Below are 24,579 nucleotides of genomic sequence, written 5' to 3'. Positions count from 1 at the left end.
TGTATTCACGGCGAGCGGGGCAGGTCAATCCATTTTCTTGGGTGGCCTTTACGTTCGTCGGAAGGCTTTTGGACAGGAATATTTCGACGTGTGGTGCGTATGTTTAGAAATATTGTATACAAAAAATAAATCTATTGTGTTCTATTTGTTTGATCCGGCTTCTGATCAAACAGAGCCCCACGGCTTTCCCATAACAAGATAAGGACGGCACCCATGAGCGCTTTAACCTTGAAAGTCGCAGTCAACCTGGCCAGTCATGCCATCGCGGCAGGCCGCACCATTTCGTCAGCGCCGCTGACCATTGCGGTACTCGACAGCGGCGGGCATTTGATTACGTTGCAGCGCGAAGATGGCGCGAGCCTGTTGCGCCCGCAGATCGCGATCGGCAAGGCCTGGGGTGCGATTGCCCTGGGCAAGGGCTCGCGGCTACTGGCACTGGATGCGCAGCAGCGGCCGGCGTTTATTGCGGCGTTGAACAGCCTGGGGCAGGGCAGCGTGGTGCCGGCACCGGGCGGGGTGTTGATTCGGGATCAGGAGGGCGTGGTGCTGGGAGCCATCGGGATCAGCGGGGATACGTCGGATATTGATGAGCAGTGTGCGATCAGTGCGATTGAGGGGCAGGGGTTGTGGGCGGATGCGGGGGTTTCGGCTTGATTTGAGGTGACTGGGAGGGCCTCTTCGCGAGCAAGCCCGCTCCCACATTTTACCGAGTTCCAGCTTTGGAGTGCGGTCAAATGTGGGAGCGGGCTTGCTCGCGAAAGCGGCAACTCGGTCCCGGCTCTAAACCCAAATCGCATCCCACAAAGGATAGTCGCCAATCCGCTCCACCAACCCGGCTCTCAATGGGTTAGCCACTACATACCGAGCCATCTTCACCAAGTCATCGTCCTTGCGCAGCGCCCGATCATGAAAGCTGGTTTGCCAAAGCCGCCCCTTGCGGCGGGTAGCGCCATTAACGGTTCGAGTGCTTTTGGACTTCACCTGGCACATCAGGTCTCCCAATGAGCCTTTTTGCAGCTCGATCAACCAGTGAAAGTGGTCGGGCATGACCACCCAGGCCAGGGAGTTCGCCAACCCTTGGTATTGGGCGACCCTGAATTGCCAGACCACCAGCCGGCCCAGATAAAAGTCACTGAATATTGGCACGCGTTCGTGGGTGTTGGTGGTGATCAGGTAAATGCGGTTGGATTCGCTGAATCGCCCGATACGCAGGCGATGTGAAGTAGCTGGATCAGGCATTCCTTTGCCTCTCTTCAGAAAGTGTCCTGAGAGGCTAGGTTGGGGAATCTGGGGATGATGGTCTGGCTTTGTGCAGGATGTGTCTGGGAGGGCGCTTTCGCGAGCAAGCCCGCTCCCACGTTGGATCTGCGTCGTTTAAACAATTTATGTCTGGCACACATCCAGTGTGGGAGCTGGCTTGCCTGCGATGCCTTTCAGTCCGGCTCACACCCTTTAAGCACCAACCGAATAATCGTCTGCGCCGCCGCCTCATAATCCGCTTCATCCAGCTTGACCTTCCCGGTCACCGCTGAAATCTGCCAGTCAAAATCCGCATACGTCTGCGTCGCCGCCCAGATGCTGAACATCAAATGATGCGGGTCAATCTCTGCAATCAGCCCTCGGTCCACCCAGCTCTGAATGCAGTCGATGTTGTGCTTGGCCTGGGCATTCAGCTGTTCCACCTGTTCGGCGCTCAGGTGCGGGGCGCCGTGCATGATTTCGCTGGCGAACACTTTGGAGGCAAACGGCAGATCCCGGGAAATGCAGATTTTCGAGCGGATGTACCCGCTCAGCACTTCCTTGGGGTCGCCATCGGGATTGAACGGTGTGGACGCCGCCAGGATCGGCTCGATGATGCTTTCGAGCACCTCGCGGTAGAGGTTGTCCTTGGACTTGAAGTAGTAATAGACGTTGGGCTTGGGCAGCCCGGCCTTGGCGGCGATGTCGCTGGTTTTGGTCGCGGCGAAGCCCTTGTCGGCAAACTCCTCACTGGCAGCCCGCAGGATCAGTTCTTTGTTGCGCTCGCGAATGGTGCTCATAGACCAGGTCATTCCTTGCCAAGACAGGCGGTCGGGCATGGTAGCACCGGCTTTGCGCAGGGCTCAAGAATCCCGCTGTAGCCCTTGCTCTGCGGGCGCTCAGCTGACTTTGTCTGTCTTGATGCTGAACGCATTCACGGTCGTACAGGCACAGGCCGGGCGCGCTGCTAGAGTTCAGGGCAGCGAGCGGCCGATCAGGTGGCTCGCCCCATCCTGATTTCGGCGTTCGAGAGAGAAACCGTGGAGAACAGCAGACGACGTACGTTCGCCTGGGCAGTTGGCACGTTGTTACTGCTAGCGTTGTTGATTGCCCTGGGTTTGCACTTCTTTGCAGGTGGGCACAAAGGCAAGCCACCCGCACCCGGTGAACCGGTCGCCGTGGTGCCTGTCGCCTTGCAGGACGTGCCGGTCTACATCGATGCCCTCGGCACCGTCACGCCGACCCGCAGTGTGACCGTGGTCTCCCAGGTCGATGGCATCCTCAGCAGCGTGGAATTCAAGGAAGGCCAGCACGTCAGCAAGGGCCAGGTGATTGCGCGGATCGATGACCGTGCCCTCAAGGCCCAACTGGCCGTGGCCAAGGGTACCCTGGCCCACGACCAGGCCGTGTTGAGCAATGCCCAGCGGGATTTGGCGCGCTACCGCGAACTGGTCAAGGCCGGCTCCACCAGCCAGCAAACTGTCGACACCCAGGCGTCCCAGGTTCAGCAACAGCTGGGCACCGTGGCCGCCGACCAAGGCAATGTGCAGAACCTTGAAGTGCAGGTCGGTTACTGCACCATTACCTCGCCGGTCGACGGTGTGGTGGGCCTGCGCCTGGTAGACCCGGGCAACTACGTCACCACCACCAGCACCACCGGCATTGTGGTAATTACCCAGATGAACCCGGCCACCGTGGTGTTCGCGGTGCCCGAGGACGACTTGGGCGCTATCAACCAGGCCCTGGGCCGTGGCGCCGTGACGGTGCTGGCTTACGACCGCAACAAGAAAGCCCTGCTGGCCACCGGCAGCCTGTTGGCCCTGGATAACCAGGTAGACACCACCACCGGCACCATCAAGGTCAAGGCGCAGTTCGATGATTCGGGCAATGCGCTGTTCCCCAACCAGTTCGTCAATGCGCGCCTGAAGGCCGACACCTTGACCCAGGTCGCCGTGGTGCCCACCCGGGCGATCCAGCATGGCAGCAAGGGGGATTTCGTGTTCGTGGTGAATGGCGACAAGGCCAGCCTGCGCAACATCAAGACCGGCCCGTCCATGGGCGATGTGTCGGCGGTGCTCGAGAACGGGGTCAAGCCGGGGGAGCAGGTGATCACCGAAGGCGCCGACAAACTGGATGACGGTTCGGCTGTGAAGGTCGTCGCCCAGTGAGGAGCTGCCGAGCATGAACATTTCGCGGCCCTTTATCGAACGTCCCGTCGCCACCACCCTGATGATGGTGGCGGTGCTGTTGCTCGGCCTGTTGGGGTATCACTTGCTGTCGGTGTCGGCCTTGCCCGAAGTCGATTACCCGACCATCCAGGTCTTCACCCAATACCCCGGCGCGAGCCCGGACGTGGTCAGCTCGTCGATTACCGCGCCGCTGGAACGTCAACTCGGCGAAATGCCGGGCCTGAAATCCATGAACTCCACCAGCTCCGACGGCGCTTCGGTGGTGACCCTGCAATTCGACCTGTCGCTGTCCCTGGACGTCGCCGAACAGGAGGTGCAGGCCGCGATTAACGCCGCCGGCACTTTCCTGCCGGCCAACCTGCCGTACCCGCCGGTGTACAGCAAGGTCAACCCGGCGGATGCACCTGTGTTGACCCTGTCCCTGACCTCCGACGTATTGCCGCTGACCAAGGTCGAAGACCTCGCCGACACGCGCCTGGCGCAGAAGATCTCGCAGATCACCGGCGTCGGTCTGGTGACCATCAGCGGCGGCCAGCGTCCGGCGGTGCGGGTCGAGGCGAATACCTCGGCGCTCAACAGTCTTGGCCTGTCCATCGACGACCTGCGCAGCTCGCTCGGCACGGCCAACGTCAATCAGGCCAAGGGCAATATCGACGGCAAGTTCCAGGCGTATTCCATCGGTGCCAACGACCAGCTGCAATCGGCCGAGGAATACCGCGACCTGGTGATCGCCTATAAAAACGGCGCGCCGATTCGCCTGTCGCAGATCGCCACTTCCACCCAGGGCCCGGAGAACCCGCGCCAGGCCGCGTGGACCAACAGCACGCCGTCGATTGTGCTGAATATCCAGCGCCAACCCGGCGCCAACGTGATTCAAGTGGTCGACCGCGTGCAGCAATTGCTGCCCAAGCTGCGGGCCAGTTTGCCGGGCACCTTGAAGGTCGAGGTGCTGACCGACCGCACGCAAACCATCCGCGCCTCGGTCACTGATGTGCAGTACGAGTTGGCCATGGCCATCGGGCTGGTGGTGATCGTGATTTTTGCGTTCCTGCGCAACGTGCCGGCTACGATCATTCCCGCCGTCACCATTCCGTTGACGCTGGTGGGTACCCTGGCGGTGGCCTATGCGCTGGGCTTCTCCCTGAACAACCTGACGCTGATGGCGCTGACCATCGCCATCGGATTCGTGGTGGACGACGCGATCGTGATGATCGAAAACATCACGCGCTATATCGAGGCGGGAGACTCACCGCTGGAGGCGGCGCTCAAGGGTTCGGAGCAAATTGGCTTCACGATTATTTCGCTGTCCATCGCGCTGATCGCAGTGATGATCCCGCTGCTGTTCATGGGCGATGTGGTCGGCCGGCTGTTCCGTGAATTCGCCATGACCGTGGCCGTGACTATTGTTATTTCAGCGTTTATTTCGCTGACCCTGACGCCGATGATGTGCGCGCGAATGCTGAAGAATAAGCACCAGGAGCGCCGCGCGGATTTCTTCGACCGCATCAACACCCACTATGTGCGTGGCCTCGACTGGGTACTGGCACACCGCACGTTAACGCTGATCTCGATAGCGCTCACCGCCGCGCTGACCCTGATGATTCTGGTGATCATGCCCAAGGGCTTTTTCCCCGACCAGGACACCGGCCTGATCCAGGGTATTTCCCAGGCGGCGCCGACGGTTTCGTTCCAGCAGATGCAGACCGAACAACAACGTCTCGCCGCCCGAATCCTCAAGGACCCGGCCGTGCAAAACCTGTCGTCCTTCGTCGGGATTGACCAGACCAACCCGACCATCAACCAGGGCAACCTGCTGATCAACCTCAAGCCGCGGGGTGAACGTGACAGCGCCACCAAAGTGATCCGCCGGCTCTCCGATGCCAACGCCGACGACGCCGGCATCCGCCTGTACCTGCACTCGGTGCAGGACCTGACCCTCGACGCCACGGTGTCCACCACCAGCTACCGCCTGGGCCTGCAAGCCACCGACCCGGACGAACTGGAAACGTGGACCAACAAGCTGCTGGCCGCGATCAAGCAAGACCCGATGTTCACCGACGTGCAAAGCCAGGCGATGCAGTTCGGCAACCAGATCCAGCTGACGTTCGACCGCGCCACCGCCTCGCGGCTGGGCATCACGCCCCAGGCGATCGATGACGTGCTGTACGACGCCTTCGGCCAGCGCCAGGTGTCGACGATCTACACCCAACTCAACCAGTACCACGTGGTAATCGCCACCGACCATCCGCCGCGCAACTTGCCTGACCTGCTCACGGGCTTGTACGTGGACATCCCGGGCGGCGGGGTTGCGCCGTTGTCGAGCATGGCGACGCTGCAGGTGGTGCGGGCCCCCGTCACCATTAACCGGCTGGGCCAGTTTCCCTATGCCGACGTGTCGTTCAACCTCGCCCCCGGCCAGACCCTTGGCGCGGCGGTGACGCGGCTCAAGGACATCGAGGCCAAGGTCGGTTTGCCGCTGTCGGTGCAGGCCAACCTCGAAGGTGCGGCGGCGACGTTCGAGCAGTCGCTGTCCAACCAAGTGTTCCTGGTGGTGGCGGCGATTGTGGTGGTGTACCTGATGCTGGGGATTCTGTACGAGAGCTTCGTGCACCCGGTGACGATCCTTTCGACGCTGCTCTCGGCGGCACTCGGGGCCTTGCTGGCGCTGCTGGTGACCGGCACGCAGTTCGACATTATCGGTTTGATCGGCATTGTGTTGCTGATCGGCATCGTGATGAAAAACGGCATCATGATGGTCGACTTTGCCCTGGAGTTATTACGCGAGGGCGGCTTGAGCCCGACGGCTGCGATCCGCCAGGCGGCGGAGTTGCGGTTCCGGCCGATCCTGATGACCAGCATGGCCTCGCTGTTCGGCGCGGTGCCGCTGGCGCTGGGGACGGGGATTGGCTCGGAGCTGCGTCATCCACTGGGCATCGCGATTATCGGCGGGTTGTTGCTCAGCCAACTGCTGACGCTGTTTTCCACGCCGGTGATCTTTCTTGCCATGCACAGCCTGGGGCAGCGCTTCAGCCGCCGTCCGGCTGAAGCGGTCTGATGGCGATGAACCTCAGCGCGCCGTTTGTTCGCCGCCCGATTGCAACCACCTTGATGGCGGCCGGCCTCGCGCTGTTTGGCGCGTTGGCCTTTATGTTGCTGCCGGTGGCGCCGCTGCCGGAGGTGGATTTCCCCACCATCAGCGTCAGCGCCTCGTTGCCCGGTGCCGATCCCACTACGGTTGCCAGTTCGGTGGCCACGCCCCTGGAGCGGCAGTTCGGGCAGATTGCCGGGGTCACGCAGATGACGTCGTCCAGCAGCTTGGGCTCGGCACGGATCATTTTGCAGTTCGACTTGAACCGCGACATTGACGGCGCCGCCCGGGACGTGCAGGCCGCGATCAACGCCGCCCGCAGCAACCTGCCCAGCGACCTGTCGGGCAACCCGACGTACCGCAAGGTCAACCCGGCGGACTCGCCGATTTTGATCATCAGCCTGACCTCCGACAGCGCCACGCCGGGGCAGATGTATGACGTGGCCTCGACCCTGCTGGAGCAGAAGTTGTTGCAGACCACCGGCGTCGGTGACGTGACGGTGGGCGGCGGCGCGCTGCCGGCGGTGCGGGTGGAGTTGAACCCCGACCGGCTCAACCAGTACGGCGTGAGCCTGGAGCAGGTGCGCCAGGTGATCAACGCCTCCAACGTCAACCTGCCCAAGGGCAACGTGGCCATCGGCGACCGTAACTACGGCATTGCCGCCAACGACCAGTTGCTCAACGAAGAGGACTACGGGCCGCTGGTGGTCAAGGCCCACAACGGCGACCTGATCCATATCTCCGACCTGGGCTACGTGCGCGAAGACGTGCAGGACCTGCGCAACTTCGGCCTGTCCAACGGCAAGCCGGCGGTGCTGCTGGTGGTGTTCAAGCAGCCGGGGGCCAACGTGATCGAGACGGTGGACGCGGTGAAAGCCTCGCTGCCGTTTTTGCAAAGCTCGATTCCAGCGACGATCAAGCTCGACTTGCTGATGGACCGCACCACCACTATTCGCGCCTCATTGCACGACGTCGAGATCACGTTGCTGGTGTCGATCCTGTTGGTGACGTTGGTCACGTTCGGCTTCTTCCGCGACTGGCGCAGCACCCTGGTGCCGGCGATCGTGGTGCCGCTGTCGCTGCTCGGCACCTTTGGCGCGATGTACTTCCTCGGCTACAGCCTGAACAACCTGTCACTCATGGCGCTGACCATTTCCACCGGTTTTGTGGTGGACGATGCGATCGTGGTGGTGGAAAACATCATGCGCCACCTGGAGCGCGGCAAGACCCGGGTGGAGGCCGCGCTGGAAGGGGCCCGTGAAGTCGGCTTTACGGTACTGACCATCAGCGTGTCCCTGGTGGCGGTGTTTATTCCGCTGCTGCTGATGGGCGGGATTGTCGGGCGGCTGTTCCGTGAGTTTTCGGTGTCGTTGTCGGTGGCCATCGTGATTTCGATGGTGATCTCCCTGACGGTCACGCCGATGCTCGCCAGTGTGCTGTTGCGCGCGCCGAAGGAGATTCACCAAGGCAACGAACATCCGGATTCACGTTTTCACCGCTTCTACGATCGCACCCTGGGTTGGGTGATCGACCATACGGTGCTGATGGGGTTCGGCACGGTGTTGGTGATCGTCCTCGCCGGCGTTTTGTATGTGCTGGTGCCCAAGGGCTTTTTCCCCCAGGAAGACACCGGGCGCTTGCAGGGCAGCATCCTGGCGAACCAGAGCATTTCCTACGGGGCGATGCAGAAGGACTTCACCGAGATCAACCGCAAGGTGATGAAAAACCCGAATATCGAAACCGCCGCCGGGTTTGTCGGCGGCGGAGGCGGCGGTGGTGGGGCGGTCAACAGCGCGCAGATGTTTGTCTTGCTCAAGCCGCTGGGCGAGCGCAAGGACAGCGCTACCGAAGTCATCGGGCAAATCCGTCGCAGCCTCGGCGACCTGCCCGGCACCAAGCTGTATTTGCAGTCGGCCCAGGACATCACCGTGGGTGGCCGGCAAAGTGGCGCGCAGTACCAATACACCCTGACCGCCGATGACCAGGAATCGCTGGATGAATGGGTGCCCAAGGTGGTGGCGGTGCTGCGTAAGTTTCCACAACTGACCGACCTCAATACCGACCAGCAGGACAACAGCCTGCTGGCCAATGTGCAGATCAATCGCGACACGGCGGCGCGCCTCGGGGTGAGTATCTCGGCGGTCGACCAGGCGCTGTACGACGCCTTTGGCCAGCGCCAGGTCGCCACCCTGTATCGCGCGGCCAACCAGTACCACGTGGTGATGGAAATCGCCCCGGAATACTGGACCGACCCTTCCGCGCTCAAGGGCATTTACGTGCCGACGGGCACCCAGGCCACGACCACCAAAGGCACTACGGCAGCGCCCAACCTGACCACCGGACAGACGCTGGTGCCGCTGTCGGCCCTGGCGGACAACACGGTGGCGCGCACCGCGATTTCCATCAGTCACCAGGGCACGTTCCCGGCGGTGACCATCTCGTTCAATCTGGCCCCCGGCACGTCCATCGGCCAGGCGACGGCGATGGTGGACGATGCAGTGAAGCAACTGCGCATGCCCGCCAGTGTGGTCGGCCAGTTTGCCGGTACGGCCCAGGTGTTCCAGTCGTCGGTGGCCAGCGAGCCGTTGCTGATCGTCGCCGCGCTGCTCTCGGTGTATATCGTGCTGGGCATCCTCTACGAAAACCTGATGCACCCGCTGACCATCCTCTCGACCTTGCCCTCGGCCGGTGTCGGTGCGTTGATCGCCTTGCTGCTGACCGGCACCGAGCTGTCGATCATTGCGCTGGTGGGGGTGATTCTGTTGATCGGTATCGTGAAGAAGAACGCGATCATGATGATCGACTTCGCGATCACCGAGCGGCGGGAGTTCGGCCTCACGGCCAAGGAAGCGATTCGCCGGGCCTGCCTGATCCGCTTTCGGCCGATCATGATGACCACCCTGGCGGCGATCCTTGGCGCGCTGCCGCTGGTGCTCGGTACCGGCTACGGTTCGGAGTTGCGTCGGCCGTTGGGGATTTCGATTATTGGTGGCCTGCTGTTCAGCCAGGTGCTGACGCTGTACACCACCCCGGTGATTTACCTGTGGCTTGACCGGGCGTCACAGCGCCTGGGTCGGCGTAAGGAAGCAAAGTTATGAACGTGAAATACAGCGTGCTTTGCATCAGCCTGCTGCTCGGCGGCTGCATGGTCGGGCCCGATTACCAGAAGCCCGCCATGGAACTGCCGCAGACCTTCAAGGAAGGCGCGCAGTGGCAGCGCGCGGCGGCCAACCCCCAAGGGGCGATGGACAGTCAGTGGTGGCTGGCTTATCAGGATCCGGTGCTGAACGACCTGGTGGCGCGCTCGGCCAAGGCCAACCAGTCGATCATCGCGGCGGAGGCGGCTTATCGTCTGGCCCAGGCACAGGTGGCGTCCAGCCGGGCGGGGTTGTGGCCCACCGTTGGCGTAGGGTTGTCGGGTTCGCGGGGGACGGCGGGCAGCGGCAGCGGTACGTCGACTACCGGCAGTACGTCGGGTGGAGTGGCGAACAGCGTCAGCGCAACCTTGACCGCCAGTTGGGAGCCGGACCTGTGGGGCCTGGTGCGGCGCGGGATTGAGTCCAGCCAGGCCACGGCCCAGCAATCCGATGCGTTGCTGGCCGGAGTACGGTTGTCCATCAGCTCCAGCGTGGCCAGCAACTACCTCGCCCTGCGGCAGATGGATATCGACGTGCGCCTGTTGCAGCAGCAACAGACTATCAACCAGAAGTTGCTCGACATGATCCAGGTGCAGTTCACCCAGGGCGTCGCCACCAACGACCAGTTGCTGGTGGCCCAGGATCAACTGACCACTTCGATTGCCGACCTGCAGACCTCGCTGCGCGACCGCGAGCAATACGAACACGCGCTGGCGGTGCTGGTGGGCGTGGCGCCGAGCGAGTTTGCCGTAGCTGCGCGGGATGACTACCGCTTCGTGCTGCCGCGTCCCCCTTTGACCCTGCCTTCGACCTTGCTGCAACGGCGTCCCGATGTGGTCGCGGCGGAGCGTTCGGCCGCGGCGGCCAACGCGAAAATCGGCGTGGCCGAAGCCGCGTTTTTCCCGACGCTGGACCTCACCGCCGAGGCCGGCTATCGCGGCAGCGCCCTGGGCGGATTGTTCTCCTTGCCCAATCGCATCTGGACGTTGGGGCCGGCGCTGGCGGAAACGCTATTTGACGGCGGCGCCCGTGAAGCGGCGGTCAGGCAGGCCGAGGCCAGCTACGACCAGATCGCCGCCAACTACCGCGGCACCGTGCTCAGCGCCCTGCAGAACGTCGAAGACAACCTCTCGGCAATCAACCATCTGCAAACCCAGGCCGATGCGTTCCAGCAGGTGTACCAGCGCAACCAGCAACTGTTCGGCAGCCAGGAAGCGCAACTGCGCGCCGGCACTGTGAGCCAGGAGAATGTGCTGACCCAGCAACTGGTGCTGCTGCAAGCCGAGCAGAATCTTCGCGACACCCAGGGCCAACTCAGCCAGGGCAGTGTGGCGCTGATCCAGAGCCTGGGCGGCGGTTGGCAAACCCCTCAGCACTGAACGGCTCGCTAACCCGGTGTGCGCCGCGTTATTCTCGGCACACTTTGAATCACGGGAAGCCTGAGCCATGGCAGGAAGCAGTTTGCTGGTATTGATCGACGACATCGCCGCGGTGCTCGACGATGTAGCATTGATGACCAAGATGGCCGCGAAGAAAACCGCCGGCGTGTTGGGGGATGACCTGGCGCTGAACGCCCAGCAAGTCTCCGGGGTGCGCGCCGAGCGGGAAATCCCGGTGGTGTGGGCGGTGGCCAAGGGTTCGTTCGTCAACAAGCTGATCCTGGTGCCGGCTGCGTTGCTGATCAGCGCATTTGCGCCGTGGGCGGTGACGCCACTGTTAATGCTGGGCGGCGCTTATTTGTGTTTTGAAGGTTTCGAGAAACTCGCGCATACCTTCTTTCACAAACGCACCGAAGAACAGGCGCACTTGGTAGAAGCCGTGGCGGATCCGGCCACGGACCTGGTGGCCTTCGAGAAGGACAAGATCAAGGGCGCGATCCGTACCGATTTCATCCTCTCCGCCGAAATCATCGCCATCACCCTCGGCACCGTGGCCGATGCGCCGCTGATGCAGCAAGTGATCGTGTTGTCGGGTATTGCCATCGTCATGACCATCGGCGTCTATGGGCTGGTGGCCGGTATCGTCAAACTCGATGACCTGGGCCTGTGGCTCACTCAGAAGCCCGGCCAGGCTGCGCGCAGTATTGGCGGAGCGATCTTGCGGGCCGCACCGTACATGATGAAAAGCCTGTCGGTGATCGGCACGGCGGCGATGTTCATGGTCGGCGGCGGCATCCTGACCCACGGTGTGCCGGTGGTGCATCACTGGATCGAGACGGTGAGCCAGAGTACCGGCGGCCTGGCGTGGTTGATGCCGACGTTGCTCAATGCGGTGGCGGGGATCATTGCCGGGGCCGCGGTATTGGCGGTGGTCAGCGTGGTGGGTAACCTTTGGAAGCGGGTGAGGGCGTAGGCACTTGATCGAGCGGCGGCAATTCAGCGGGGGCATGAAAGGCAAGAACCTCCGTTATCTGAATGAAAATCCCGGCGAGGCCCGTCAAACGGTGCGTGCGGGATTTGTGTTGCTCGAACATTTCTCGCTGCCGGCGTTCACCCAGGCGCTGGATACACTGATCACCGCGAACCTGCTGCGGCCTTCGTCGTTTTCTACCTCGACCTTCGGCTTGCAGGAAGGCGAGGTGACCAGCGACCTGGGGCTGGTGATCCGGCCTGATGCGCGGCTTGAGTCTTCGGTGCTTAAAGAGCTGGACCTGCTGGTGATTTGCGGTGGTTACCGCACCGAACTGAAGGCCTCCGACGAATTCATCCATCTGCTGAAAAGCGCTGCGGAGCCGGGTGTGCACCTCGCCGGCTTGTGGAATGGCGCGTGGTTCCTCGGGCGTGCGGGTTTGCTGAGCGGCTATCGATGCGCCGTGCACCCGGAACATCGCCCGGCCCTGGCCGATTTCTGCAAGGCGACGCAGGTCAGCAGCGAACCCTATGTGATTGATCGCGACCGGCTGACGGCATCAAGCCCTTCCGGTGCGTTTCATATGGCGCTGGACTGGATCAAGGGGCTTTACGGCAAAGCGCTGGTCGAGGGGATCGAGGACATCCTGGCGTTTGAGGAGTCGCGCTACCGGCGGGTGAAACCGACCGAGAACGTCTGCTTGAGCGCGCCGTTGCGCGAGGTGGTCAACCTGATGGATGCCAATCTCGAAGAACCCCTGGAGCTTGAACAACTGGCGGTGTATGCCGGCCGTTCCCGGCGCCAGTTGGAGCGTTTGTTCAAGGAGCAGCTTGGCACCACGCCCCAGCGTTATTACCTGGAACTGCGCATCACCGAGGCCCGCCGGCTGCTGCAACATACCGAGCTGTCCCAGGTCGACGTGCTGGTGGCCTGCGGGTTTGTCTCGCCGAGCCATTTCAGCAAGTGCTACAGCGCGTACTTTGGCTACAGGCCGTCCAAGGAAAAGCGCCTGGTCAAATAGCCGGGAATTGGCATTCGCGGCAAATATAGATACGATGCTAATCATTAGCTTGCTATCTATATGCGGGTTTCATGAAATCCTCCACCTTTGAGCTCCCTGATTTCTGGCAAGTGACGCTGGCCCCGTCCCGCAACGATCTGCTGTTTGCCTTGCGCAACATGATCGCCGGCGGGGTCGCGTTGTACCTGGCCTTCTGTTTCGACTTGCAGCAGCCGCAATGGGCTTTGACCACTGTATTCATCGTTGGCCAGTCCACCAGCGGCATGGTCTTGGCCAAAGGCGCGTATCGACTGGTGGGCACGTTTGTCGGGGCCATGGTCTCCATTGCGATGATCGGTGTGTTTGGCCAGGCGCCGTTGTTGTTCCTGCTGTGCATGGCGCTGTGGCTGGCGTTCTGTACCACCGGGGCTTCGTTGCTGCGCAATCACGCGTCCTATGGCTTTGTGCTGGCGGGTTACACCACGGCGATTATTGCGCTGCCCGCTACGGCGGCGCCGCTGGGGGTGTTCGATGAGGCGGTGGCGCGCTGTCAGGAGATCAGCCTGGGGATCCTCTGCGCCTCCATCGCCAGCACGATTTTGTGGCCGCGCCGGGTCGAGCAGGTCCTGGCGGTTCAAGCGCGCGCCGCCTGGCAGGCCGGGGTGCGTGCCGCCGCTTCGGAGCTGTTGGGTAACGATCAGCGTAAAGGGTTGCTCGACGCGTTGAGCCGCCTGGTGGCGGTGGACAGCCAGCGCGACCACGCCTGGTTTGAAGGGCCCAAGGGCCGGCGGCGCTCCCAGGCCTTGCGGGTGCTCAGCCGTGACCTGCTCAGCCTGCTGCGGGCGGCGCGGGGTGTGGCGCGCCAGCGGATGATGCTCGATGAGACGGCTGCGGTGCTGCCATTGATTGAAGAGGTGGCGGGCGCATTGCAGCAAGAGCGTCTCGATGACTTGCCCGAGCTGGCGCAACGGCTCGGCCTGGCGTTGCAGGATCCGCGTCTTGGCCAGGAGGCGCACTTTTGCCTGATGCAACTGGCTCGGGTACTGCGTTTGATTGAGCTGGGGGGATTGACCCTGGTCGCGGTCGAACAGGGCAGGGTGCCGCCCGGCGCGCCGGGGGCGATGTCCTGGCACCGGGATATTGAGCAGGGCGTGCTCGGTGGGTTGCGCAGTGCGTTGGCGTTCCTGGCGGTGGCGGCGTTCTGGATCTTTACAGCATGGCCTTCGGGTTTGGGCGCGGTGTCGATTTGTGGTGTGGTGCTGAGCCTGTTTGCGGCACGGGAAAACCCGTCGGCCTCAAGCCTGAATTTCCTCAAGGGCATTGCGCTTTCGATCCCGGTGGCGGGGTTTGTGTGTTTCGTGCTCCTACCCGGCTTCGATGGCTTTCCCTTGTTATGCCTGGCGTTGGGCGTGCCGCTGTTTTTCGCCTCGCTGTGCATGAGCCGCATCAAACTGGCGGCGACGGCTTCGGCGTTCTGCATCTTTTTCGTCAACAACGTCGGGCCCAGCAATGTGATGACCTACGACTTCGCCGCCTTCCTTAATAAGGCTATCGCGACGCTGGTGGGTGTCGGGATTGCCGTGGTGGTGTTTCGGCTGATCCAGCTTAATCCCGGCGAGCATCACTATCGGCGGATGTTCAAGGCGTCGTTGTTCGACCTGGCGCAATTGACCTCGCGCCCGCTGGAACAGGCGGAAAGCTGGTTTGGCGGGCGCATGGCGGACCGGCTGATTCGCCTGTCGCGCTATAGCGAAACCTTGCCTGCTGATCGCCGCGCGCATTGGGACAATGGATTGTTGGGGTTGGACCTGGGGGATGAGTTGCTGGAGTTGCGCGCGTGCTTGGCGGGCAGTCGTGGCGGGTTGGCGATTGAGCGTGATCGCTACTTGCGGGCGTTGGAGGCGGCGCTGGAGGAGGGCGGACCGAGCGTGGCGAATGAGTCGCTGATGGATGCGGCCAGCGTTGCGATGCTGGAGGCGCTTGAGCAGCCCTCGGTATTGACGGAACAGGATCGGGAAATGGCCAGGGCGGCCGTGCTGCAGTTGAGGTTTACGTGGCGTAAGTGGTGTCGGCGGGGAATGTAGGCGCTGGCAAGCCAGCGCCTACGGGGGGCATTACTCGGCGATCTGCAACTTGCGCGCCTCGGTGTACACGTAGCGCACCTTTTCATACTCGAACGGCGAGTTCATCTGGCCGTAGCGGAAGCTGGTCTGGTAGCGCTTGTCGACAGCGCGCAGGGCCCAGATTTCCGGGTGGTTTTCGCTGACCTTGGACACGTTCAGGAAGTTGATCTCGGTCTCGGCGCCGTAGTCCACCAGCAGGCCGGTGGTATCGCGCAGGTTCGACGGACCAAACAGCGGCAGCACCAGGTAGGCGCCGCCCGGTACCCCGTAGAAGCCCAGGGTCTGGCCGAAGTCTTCGCTCTGGCGCGGCAGGCCCATGGCGGTGGCCGGGTCCCACAGGCCGGCGATGCCGATGGTGGTGTTGAGCAGCAGGCGGCCGGTGGTTTCCAGGGAACGATGGCCCTTGAGTTGCAGCAGGCTGTTCAACAGGTTGGGCACATCCCCCAGGTTGTTGAAGAAGTTGCTGACGCCGGTGCGCAGGAAACTCGGGGTGACGTAGCGGTAGCCGTCCACCACCGGCAGGAACACCCACTGGTCGAAACGGTAGTTGAAGTGGTAGACCCGGCGGTTCCACGACTCGAGCGGGTCGTAGACATTCAGGGCGTTGACCGACGAGCGTTCGAATTCACGCTGGTCCAGGCCAGGGTTGAACTTGAGATGGCTCAGTGGCTCCTTGAAGCCGTCGGAGTCGACTACGGTCGGCGTGTGAGCCTTGCTGTTGTCGGCATTGGCCACGCCCGCGCACATCAGGGCGGCGAGCAGCAGAAGATATTTAGCCACGGAAGAACTCCAGCATGGCGTCGGCGTTGACGCGGTAATTGAGGTTGCCGCAATGGCCGCCCAGGGGGTAGACGGTCAAGCGATCGCCGAAGGTTTTACGCAGGAAGCCAAGGTCGCCCGGGCCCAGGATCACGTCGTCGGCGTTGTGCATGACGGCGATTTTCGGGCTGTCGTGCAGGTAGTCCTTGAGGGCATACAGGCTGACCTGGTCAACCAGTTGCAACAGGCTGCCGCCGTCGGAACGGGCGCGCCACATCGGGATCACCTGTTCGGTGAGGTAGCAGTCGAAGTCGCACTGCAGCGCACGCTTGAGGAACGGCGTGAGGCTGGTGCCTTCGCTGATCGGGTACTTGGGCGGGATGATCAGGCCGCGGCGGTTGATCAGGTCCGAGGTGAAGGCAATGTCGGCCGCCGAGAAGCGGAACGAGGTGCCGATCAGCATCGCCATCTGTTCGTTGGTCAGGTGTTCCTTGGAGTTCTGGAAGTCGTAGAGCAGGGCATCGTTCAGGTCGATGTAGCCCTTTTGCTGGAAGTAGCGAGTCAGTTTGTTCAACACCAGTTCATAGAAGGTGGTGCTGTTGTTGATGCCTTTAACCTCGGTCTGCACCAGCTTGTCGAGGTTGGTGATTGAGGTATAGAGGTTGACCGGCGGGTTCAGCAGCAGGACTTTCTTGAAGTTGAAGCTGCGACGGGTTTCGTCCAGCTTGCTGACAAAGGCTGCGTCGAGGGCGCCGAGGCTGTAGCCGGTGAGGTAGAAGTCGGTCACGGGCAGCGTCGGGTTTTGCGCGCGTACGGCCTGCATCACGCGGTACATGTCTTCGGCGTCTTCCTGGCTGATGCCGGGGGTGGCGAAGCGCGAGGCGGCGGCGATGAAGTCGAAGCTGGTGGGGGACGACAGTTGGACGACGTGGTAACCGGCCTTGTAGTACAGCTTTTTCAGGTATTCGTTGATGGTGCTGTCAAAGCGTGCGCCGGTGCCGGCGATCAGGAAGATCAGCGGTGCGGCACGGTCTTGCTTGGCGATGCGGTAGGTGAGTTTCTTCACCGCCCAGAAGTTGTCGGGCAGGCTGAACTCGCGCTCGGGGCGCATCGTCAGGGTGTAGTCGGACTGATTGATTTCATCGTCGGACGGCAGTTCCGGCCGCAGGTTCGGCGGGGTGGTCGCGATGGTCGCTTCAAACGGGTTGGTCAAAGGGTAGCCATAGCTGGCTTGGTCGATATCGACCGCCAGTGCTGACGCACTCAGAAAAAGGCTGCCCAACAGGGCCGCACAGCGCAAGGAACGGAGCATGACTAAATCCCTAAGAGGAAAATGTGCTGAATTGGAGTTCGCAGGCTATGACCACCGCGTTGCTGCCGAAGTGCCAGCCCTCGGCACTAAAAGTCGGAAAAAACGTCGGAATCGGGGTAATAGTAGCGAGACGATACACTTTGGCAGGCACTATTGAATACTTATCTGTTTCCAAGCCTTGCCAACGGCTGCCGGGGGATTAAGCTGGGCGCCGTTTTCGTCTATCGGAGTGCCCCATGTCCCGCCGTTTTCCGCTGATCCTGTTGCTTATTGCCCTGCCGCTTTGGCTGGCCGCCAGTTATGGCGCGCGTTATGGATTCATGGAGGATGGCCGCTGGGTTGGCATTTGTGCTGACGAAGCCAGCCGCTGGGAATGCCAGGTGCGTTCCAACCTGGGGTTGATGATTCACTTCAAGGTGCTGGGCTGGGCGGCGTTGGTCACGTCGGTGCTGGCGTTTTTTGTGCCGGGCCGGGCCGGGTGGGGGTTGGCGGTATTGGCGCTGGTGTTCGGCTTTCCGGCATTGGCGTTGTACAACACGACGTTTGCGGTGTTTGCGGTGGTGATAGCGGGGTTGCGGTTGGTCAGGGCGCCTCGGGCAGCCTGACAGACGTCTAACCCTGTAGGAGCGAGCTTGCTCGCGAAAGGCTTCAATACAACGCGGGGTATCAGGTTTCCCGCGTTATCGTTGGCGACCTTCGCGAGCAAGCTCGCTCCTACAAGTAACGGGTGTCAGGTTTTGCGCACTCGCAGGCACCGCCACAACGCTGCCACCATCAACCCGCTCACCACCGCCCAACCCCACGCCTGCTGGTTCATCACCCCTTCACGGTACAGCTGCGGCGCAATGCCGGCACCGATGATGAACGCCAGCAATGCAATCTCCCGACGCAGCCCGCTCACCGGACGCACCAGGTACACCAGCGCCGGCAGCACCAGCGCGGCACTCGGGAAGCTGCGATAACGCGGGTCAAACACCAGCGCCAGCATCATGACCGCACCGGCGAACCCGGCGATTGCTACCAGCCAGCCAGCGCGTTGCTCGATCCAGTTGAAGGTGCGTTCACGCCAACCTTCACGTGCACTCAACGCCAGGGCGGCGTGAGCCAGTACCGCAAGGTTCAAGGCCACCAGCAATCCAGCCCAAACCCACTCATCGGCGAAGCGCGCTGTGACCCGGTTCAATTCGGCCCAAGTGCCGATCGAACAGGCAGCCACGGCCCCGAGCAACGGCAACAACAACGCAGCACGGGTGGTGCGCACGCGGCCGCCCAGCAGCAGCGTACCCAGCAGGATAATCCCGCCAACCCCCAGCCAAACCGGCCAGTACGGCACATTGGTCACCGGCCCTGCCAGCACGCCTTTGTCCTGGCGATCCGCATCGAACAGACCCCAGTAACCACCCACAGCACCTTCGCTGGCGCGTTTCCACGGCTGGTCAAACGCTTCGATCAAGTTGTAGTGCCAGCCATTGGCTTCAGCCATGGCCACGAACCCACGCATGAACTTGGCTTCGTTGACCCGGCTCGGCACTGCGGTTTCCCGCTGGCGGCCTTCGCTCGGCCAGCCCGTCTCGCCGATCATCACGTCCTTGGGCGCAAACTTGTTGCCGAAGGTCTGGCGAACATCGCCCACATGCTTGAGCGCCTGGTCGATGCCCGACGGGTCATCTTCCCAGTAAGGCAGCAAGTGAATGGTCAGGAAATCCACCGCCGGGGCGATTTCCGGGTGTTGCAACCAGAATTCCCACACGTCGGCATAGGTGACCGGCTGCTTGATCTGGCTTTTGACCTGGTGGATCAACTTGACCAACTGCGCGGCGGTAACTTCCTTGCGCAGCAGGGTTTCGTTACCCACGATCACCGACGTGATGACGTCGGGGTTGGCGTTGGCCGAAGCGATCAGCGCATCGACTTCTTTCGCCGTCGCCACCGGATCACTGCTGACCCACGCGCCGCTCATCAGCTTCAGGCCGTGTTTGCGCGCCAGTTCGGGCAAGGCTTCAAGGCCGGTCTGGGAGTAGGTGCGGATGCATTCAAAGCGTGTGGACAGCAAAGCGAGGTCGGCGTCCATGCGCTCGGGGCGCAGTTTGAACGGCTGGTCGAACGGCGATTGGTCTTTGTCGAAGGGCGTGTAGGACGCGCATTGCAGCTTGTGGCTGGCGCTCGCCACGTCCGGCAGCACCACCGGTTGGCCAAGGCCGTACCAATAGCCGCCGAGGGCCAACACACCGAGGATCAGGGCAAATAAATAAGGCAGGAGCGGGAAACGTGCAGTCGCGGGCATGATCAGGCCGTCTGGGGGCAAAGGCGCGCATCTTACCCGGATTTGTGCCCTCCCAGTGGGGCAGCATAATTTTGACATGCAAAGTTCGGGCGGGATCGTCGGTGAATATCCTACAAATCGTCCTGCTGGCGATGTGATGTCGTTTCTTGCTCACCTGAGGTCGTAGTCAGAGCAGGTCGCTTGTGGCAGCAGGTTGATTATCGAAGTGTCAGCCCTCCACTGATGAGGCACCCACGTGATCGATGCGCGTGAAGGGGGCGCGGTGCACCACATAACAACAGATTGACGTCGCTCGGCATCCGTCGGGCGCAGCACTTTCGGGGAAGCACTATGAAAATGCGACGACTCTTGGGCGCAGCTGCCACGCTGGTAGTTGCGATGAGCTCCACACTGGCCAGCGCCGACAGCAAAACCCTGAGCATCGGCTATGTGGATGGCTGGTCGGACAGTGTCGCCACCACCCACGTGGCGGCAGAAGTGATCAAGCAGAAGCTCGGTTATGACGTGAAACTGCAAGCGGTCGCCACTGGGATCATGTGGCAAGGCGTGGCCACCGGCAAACTCGACGCCATGCTCTCCGCCTGGCTGCCTGTGACCCACGGTGAATACTGGACCAAGAACAAGGACAAGGTGGTCGACTACGGCCCCAACTTCAAGGACGCCAAGATCGGCCTGATCGTGCCTGAGTACGTGAAAGCCAAATCCATCGAAGACCTCAAGACCGACACCACCTTCAAGAACAAGATCGTCGGTATCGACGCCGGTTCAGGCGTGATGCTCAAGACCGACGAAGCGATCAAGGCCTATGGCCTGGACTACAAGCTGCAAGCCAGTTCGGGCGCGGCGATGATCGCCGAGCTGACCCGTGCCGAAGACAAACAGGAATCCATTGCGGTCACCGGTTGGGTGCCACACTGGATGTTCGCCAAGTGGAAACTGCGTTTCCTGGACGACCCAAAAGGAATTTATGGTGCTGCTGAAACCGTCAACAGCATCGGCAGCAAAGGCCTGGAAAAGAAAGCCCCGGAAGTCGTGGCGTTCCTGAAGAAATTCCAGTGGGCCTCCAAGGATGAAATCGGTGAAGTCATGCTGGCGATCCAAGAGGGCGCCAAGCCTGAAGCGGCGGCCAAGGATTGGGTGGCCAAGCACCCTGAACGTGTCGCCGAGTGGACCGCTAAGTAATACCCAAAACGGTAGGAGCGAGCTTGCTCGCGAAGAAGGCAAGGGCACCGCGATCATCCAGAATGAACGCGTTATCGTTGACGTTTTTCGCGAGCAAGCTCGCTCCTGCAATTGTTTCTGCACACCCGTAAACCCTCGCTACACTCCTTCTACTACTAAGGTCGTCTGGAACCTGTTCCTCAGCCGCATACAGTGGATATGTTCCAATAATAAAAAGCTGTGCTGCGAGGATAAAAACAATGAACGACAGCATTTACCTCTCGATTCAAAACAGCCCGCGTTTCAAGGAGCTGGTTAGTAAAAGGGAAAGATTCGCCTGGATTCTCTCGGCAATCATGCTTGGGCTGTACTCCGCTTTCATTCTTCTGATTGCCTATGGGCCACAAATACTGGGGGCCAAGATCAGCCCCGGTTCGTCCATCACGTGGGGGATCCCTATCGGGGTCGGGCTGATTGTGTCGGCCTTCATCCTCACTGGCATCTATGTACGACGCGCCAACGGCGAATTCGACGACCTGAACAATGCGATTCTCAAGGAGGCTGCGCAATGATCCGTCGTCTATTGGCTGTACTCGGCGCCTCGGCCTTTGCACCTGCCGTTTGGGCGGCAGATGCATTGACCGGCGAAGTGCATAAACAACCGCTGAATATCGCAGCGATCCTGATGTTCGTGGCCTTTGTTGGCGCGACCTTGTGCATCACCTACTGGGCGTCCAAGCGCAACAAGTCGGCGGCTGACTACTATGCGGCCGGCGGCAAGATCACCGGGTTCCAGAACGGTTTGGCGATTGCCGGTGACTACATGTCGGCGGCGTCTTTCCTGGGGATTTCCGCGCTGGTGTTCACCTCCGGCTACGACGGCCTGATCTACTCGATCGGCTTCTTGGTGGGCTGGCCGATCATTCTGTTCCTGATCGCCGAGCGCCTGCGTAACCTGGGCAAATACACCTTTGCCGACGTGGCGTCCTACCGCCTCGGGCAAACCCAGATCCGCAGCCTGTCGGCGTGTGGTTCGCTGGTGGTGGTGGCGTTCTACCTGATCGCGCAGATGGTCGGCGCGGGCAAGCTGATCCAGCTGCTGTTCGGCCTTGATTACCATGTTGCGGTGATCCTGGTGGGCATCCTGATGTGCCTCTATGTGTTGTTCGGCGGCATGCTGGCGACCACCTGGGTACAGATCATCAAGGCAGTGCTGCTGCTGTCCGGTGCCTCGTTCATGGCGCTGATGGTGATGAAACACGTCAACTTCGACTTCAACATGCTGTTTGCCGAGGCGATCAAGGTTCACCCTAAAGGTGAAGCGATCATGAGCCCGGGCGGCCTGGTGAAAGACCCGATTTCGGCGTTCTCCCTCGGCCTGGCACTGATGTTCGGTACCGCTGGCCTGCCGCACATCCTGATGCGCTTCTTCACCGTGAGTGACGCAAAAGAAGCTCGCAAGAGCGTGCTGTATGCCACTGGCTTCATCGGCTACTTCTACATCCTGACCTTTATCATCGGCTTTGGCGCGATCCTGCTGGTCAGCACCAACCCGGCGTTCAAGGATGCTGCAGGTGCCTTGCTCGGCGGTAACAACATGGCGGCGGTGCATCTGGCCAACGCGGTGGGCGGCAGTATTTTCCTGGGCTTCATCTCGGCCGTGGCGTTTGCCACCATCCTGGCAGTGGTTGCCGGTTTGACCCTGGCGGGTGCTTCGGCGGTGTCCCATGACCTGTACGCCAGCGTGATCAAGAAAGGCAAGGCCAACGAGAAGGATGAGATTCGCGTATCGAAGATCACCACCATCGCCCTGGCAGTGCTGGCGATTGGCTTGGGTATCCTGTTTGAGAGCCAGAACATCGCGTTCATGGTGGGCCTGGCGTTCTCCATTGCGGCGAGCTGTAACTTCCCTGTGCTGCTGCTTTCCATGTACTGGAAAAATCTCACCACCCGCGGTGCAATGATTGGTGGCTGGTTGGGCTTGGTCAGTGCCGTTGGCCTGATGATCCTCGGCCCGACCATCTGGGTCTCGATCCTGCACCATGAGAAGGCGATTTTCCCTTACGAGTACCCGGCGCTGTTCTCGATGATCATTGCGTTCGTCGGTATCTGGTTCTTCTCCATCACCGACAAATCGGCGGCGGCAGAGAAGGAACGAGCGCTGTACTTCCCGCAGTTTGTGCGTTCGCAGACGGGTCTTGGGGCGAGTGGGGCGGTTTCTCACTAAGGGTTGTATCGAGATAGCTATATAAGTTGCACTGACAAAAATGCCCCGGTCGAGAGACCGGGGCATTTTTTATGGGGGAGAGCGGTGCATGGGGCACAAACAAATACGGCCTCCATAAGGAGGCCGTATTCGGTGCAGCTAAGCGGTTATCGCAAGACAATGCTTATTTGCGGTCTTCCAGCTTGGTGATGTCACGCGACTCGTAGCCGGTGTACAGCTGGCGCGGGCGGCCAATCTTGTACGGGCTGGAGAGCATTTCTTTCCAGTGGGAGATCCAGCCCACGGTCCGCGCCAGGGCGAAGATCACGGTGAACATGCTGGTTGGAATGCCGATCGCCTTGAGGATGATCCCCGAGTAGAAGTCGACGTTCGGGTACAGCGAGCGCTCGATGAAGTACGGGTCGGTCAGGGCGATCTCTTCCAGGCGCATGGCCAGTTCGAGTTGCGGATCGTTCTTGATCCCCAGTTCCTTCAGCACTTCGTCGCAGGTCTTCTTCATCACAGTGGCGCGCGGGTCGCGGTTCTTGTAGACCCGGTGACCGAAGCCCATCAACTTGAACGGATCGTTCTTGTCCTTGGCCTTGGCGATGAACTTGTCGATGTTCGAGACATCGCCGATCTCATCGAGCATGGTCAATACGGCTTCGTTCGCACCGCCGTGGGCAGGGCCCCACAGTGCGGCGATGCCGGCGGCGATACAGGCGAACGGGTTGGCACCCGAAGAGCCCGCCAGGCGTACGGTAGACGTCGAGGCGTTCTGTTCGTGGTCGGCGTGGAGGATAAAGATCTTGTCCATCGCGGCGGCCAGCACCGGGCTGATCGGTTTGATCTCGCACGGGGTGTTGAACATCATGTGCAGGAAGTTTTCCGCGTACGTCAGGTCGTTGCGCGGGTACATCATGGGTTGGCCCATGGAGTACTTGTAAACCATTGCGGCCAGGGTAGGCATCTTGGCAACCAGGCGGATCGCGGAGATTTCGCGATGCTGCGGGTTATTGATGTCCAGGGAGTCGTGATAGAAGGCCGACAGGGCGCCGACTACGCCGCACATGACGGCCATAGGGTGGGCGTCGCGACGGAAGCCGTTGAAGAAGGTCTTCAACTGCTCGTGAACCATGGTGTGGTTCTTCACGGTGCTGACAAACTGGGCCTTTTGCTCGGCTGTTGGCAATTCGCCATTAAGCAGCAGATAGCAGGTTTCCAGGTAGTCCGACTGTTCAGCAAGCTGTTCGATCGGGTAACCGCGGTGCAGCAAGATACCGTTATCACCGTCGATATAGGTGATCTTCGACTCGCAAGAGGCGGTCGACATGAAGCCTGGGTCGAATGTAAAACGGCCCGTGGCCGTCAGGCCCCGTACGTCGATAACATCGGGACCAACGGTGCCGGTTAAAATGGGCAGCTCGACGGGGGCTGCGCCCTCGATGATCAACTGCGCTTTTTTGTCAGCCATGTGGCCTCCTATTTATGCTTCAAATCATCAGACAGACCCCCCACGCAGGGCCCGCACCACTATAGTGAGATAAATTCAGATGTCAATTTGCCTAAAGTCTTGCTCCAGAAGGCTTTAACCGTACTTTTTCCTCGAAATTACCTGCCGTTTACGCCTTTTATGCCGCCAGCGCAATGCGCTATTAGGGTGAGGAGTGCGCGTTGTCATTAGTTGCCTAACTGTCTATACTCGGCCTCCGACCGCCAGGGGCTTTTGGGC

19 protein-coding genes are annotated in these 24,579 nt (G+C 61.1%); 12 read left to right on the top strand and 7 right to left on the bottom strand.

The features are described 5' to 3' along the window. Window positions 1–213: 213 nt before the first annotated feature. Entirely contained in the window at window positions 214–654 is a 441-nt protein-coding gene (locus ACA046_RS23625; RefSeq protein WP_093207568.1) for a GlcG/HbpS family heme-binding protein, read from the top strand. A 126-nt stretch (window positions 655–780) separates the two neighbouring features. Here the strand turns inward: ACA046_RS23625 and ACA046_RS23620 are convergent, their stop codons facing one another. Further along, entirely contained in the window at window positions 781–1,239 is a 459-nt protein-coding gene (locus ACA046_RS23620) for an REP-associated tyrosine transposase (protein WP_497675098.1), read from the bottom strand. A gap of 194 nt (window positions 1,240–1,433) precedes the next feature. Beyond that, complete coding sequence (locus ACA046_RS23615; protein ID WP_459022844.1) at window positions 1,434–2,039, bottom strand: TetR/AcrR family transcriptional regulator; 606 nt, start codon at window positions 2,037–2,039, stop codon at window positions 1,434–1,436. A 240-nt stretch (window positions 2,040–2,279) separates the two neighbouring features. On the opposite strand from ACA046_RS23615, the gene ACA046_RS23610 reads away from it, so the two are divergent. The 7 genes from ACA046_RS23610 to ACA046_RS23580 all read left to right on the top strand — a co-directional run bounded on the left by ACA046_RS23610 (window position 2,280) and on the right by ACA046_RS23580 (window position 15,086). Further along, on the top strand, window positions 2,280–3,407 hold the full coding sequence (locus ACA046_RS23610; protein ID WP_497677129.1) for an efflux RND transporter periplasmic adaptor subunit: 1,128 nt from the start codon (window positions 2,280–2,282) through the stop codon (window positions 3,405–3,407). Window positions 3,408–3,420: 13 nt separating this feature from the next. Continuing rightward, window positions 3,421–6,483, top strand: coding sequence for an efflux RND transporter permease subunit (locus tag ACA046_RS23605; protein WP_497675097.1), 3,063 nt, complete (start codon window positions 3,421–3,423; stop codon window positions 6,481–6,483). A gap of 5 nt (window positions 6,484–6,488) precedes the next feature. Next, window positions 6,489–9,614 (top strand): efflux RND transporter permease subunit, encoded by a 3,126-nt coding sequence (locus tag ACA046_RS23600; RefSeq protein WP_497677128.1) that lies wholly within the window; start codon window positions 6,489–6,491, stop codon window positions 9,612–9,614. Beyond that, the gene (locus tag ACA046_RS23595; RefSeq protein WP_497675096.1) at window positions 9,611–11,032 is read left to right on the top strand and encodes an efflux transporter outer membrane subunit; all 1,422 of its coding nucleotides are present in this window, start codon (window positions 9,611–9,613) and stop codon (window positions 11,030–11,032) included. Before ACA046_RS23600 ends, ACA046_RS23595 begins: the two co-directional genes overlap by 4 nt. 67 nt (window positions 11,033–11,099) lie before the next feature. Continuing rightward, window positions 11,100–12,005, top strand: coding sequence for a DUF808 domain-containing protein (locus ACA046_RS23590; RefSeq protein WP_318303436.1), 906 nt, complete (start codon window positions 11,100–11,102; stop codon window positions 12,003–12,005). A gap of 34 nt (window positions 12,006–12,039) precedes the next feature. After that, a complete protein-coding gene (locus tag ACA046_RS23585; protein WP_497675095.1) occupies window positions 12,040–13,023 on the top strand; it encodes a GlxA family transcriptional regulator in 984 nt (327 codons plus the stop codon). Between the two features lie 71 nt (window positions 13,024–13,094). Beyond that, window positions 13,095–15,086: an FUSC family protein gene (locus ACA046_RS23580; RefSeq protein WP_497675094.1), complete on the top strand. Its 1,992-nt coding sequence runs from the start codon at window positions 13,095–13,097 to the stop codon at window positions 15,084–15,086. A gap of 30 nt (window positions 15,087–15,116) precedes the next feature. Here the strand turns inward: ACA046_RS23580 and ACA046_RS23575 are convergent, their stop codons facing one another. Both ACA046_RS23575 and ACA046_RS23570 read right to left on the bottom strand, forming a co-directional pair. After that, window positions 15,117–15,905 carry an MlaA family lipoprotein gene (locus tag ACA046_RS23575; RefSeq protein WP_003210582.1) on the bottom strand — a complete coding sequence of 263 codons (789 nt, stop codon included), beginning with the start codon at window positions 15,903–15,905 and terminating at the stop codon, window positions 15,117–15,119. Beyond that, entirely contained in the window at window positions 15,898–17,196 is a 1,299-nt protein-coding gene (locus ACA046_RS23570; RefSeq protein WP_010166231.1) for a serine protein kinase PrkA, read from the bottom strand. Before ACA046_RS23570 ends, ACA046_RS23575 begins: the two co-directional genes overlap by 8 nt. Before the next feature lie 236 nt (window positions 17,197–17,432). On the opposite strand from ACA046_RS23570, the gene ACA046_RS23565 reads away from it, so the two are divergent. Then, window positions 17,433–17,801: a hypothetical protein gene (locus tag ACA046_RS23565; protein WP_076015219.1), complete on the top strand. Its 369-nt coding sequence runs from the start codon at window positions 17,433–17,435 to the stop codon at window positions 17,799–17,801. A 125-nt stretch (window positions 17,802–17,926) separates the two neighbouring features. Here the strand turns inward: ACA046_RS23565 and ACA046_RS23560 are convergent, their stop codons facing one another. Continuing rightward, window positions 17,927–19,480, bottom strand: a complete 1,554-nt coding sequence (locus ACA046_RS23560; RefSeq protein WP_459022832.1) for a glycoside hydrolase family 17 protein — start codon at window positions 19,478–19,480, stop codon at window positions 17,927–17,929. A gap of 330 nt (window positions 19,481–19,810) precedes the next feature. Here ACA046_RS23560 and ACA046_RS23555 point away from each other — a divergent pair, with 330 nt between their 5' ends. Continuing rightward, window positions 19,811–20,662 (top strand): glycine betaine ABC transporter substrate-binding protein, encoded by an 852-nt coding sequence (locus ACA046_RS23555; protein ID WP_076015220.1) that lies wholly within the window; start codon window positions 19,811–19,813, stop codon window positions 20,660–20,662. On the opposite strand, the gene ACA046_RS23550 is transcribed toward ACA046_RS23555, so the two are convergent. Further along, on the bottom strand, window positions 20,655–20,915 hold the full coding sequence (locus ACA046_RS23550) for a hypothetical protein (protein WP_143503581.1): 261 nt from the start codon (window positions 20,913–20,915) through the stop codon (window positions 20,655–20,657). The genes ACA046_RS23555 and ACA046_RS23550 overlap by 8 nt on opposite strands. Between ACA046_RS23550 and ACA046_RS23545 the strand changes: the two genes are divergently transcribed. After that, window positions 20,902–21,213, top strand: a complete 312-nt coding sequence (locus ACA046_RS23545) for a DUF485 domain-containing protein (protein ID WP_076015221.1) — start codon at window positions 20,902–20,904, stop codon at window positions 21,211–21,213. The genes ACA046_RS23550 and ACA046_RS23545 overlap by 14 nt on opposite strands. Then, window positions 21,210–22,868, top strand: a complete 1,659-nt coding sequence (locus ACA046_RS23540) for a cation acetate symporter (RefSeq protein WP_076015222.1) — start codon at window positions 21,210–21,212, stop codon at window positions 22,866–22,868. The genes ACA046_RS23545 and ACA046_RS23540 overlap by 4 nt, the downstream gene beginning before the upstream one ends. Before the next feature lie 163 nt (window positions 22,869–23,031). Here ACA046_RS23540 and gltA read toward each other — a convergent pair whose 3' ends face one another. After that, window positions 23,032–24,321 carry a citrate synthase gene (gltA, locus tag ACA046_RS23535; RefSeq protein WP_003210575.1) on the bottom strand — a complete coding sequence of 430 codons (1,290 nt, stop codon included), beginning with the start codon at window positions 24,319–24,321 and terminating at the stop codon, window positions 23,032–23,034. Window positions 24,322–24,579: the final 258 nt, after the last annotated feature.

The sequence above is a fragment of the Pseudomonas sp. LBUM1641 genome, assembly GCF_059716235.1.
This window is presented reverse-complemented; position numbering and strand designations above follow the sequence as displayed.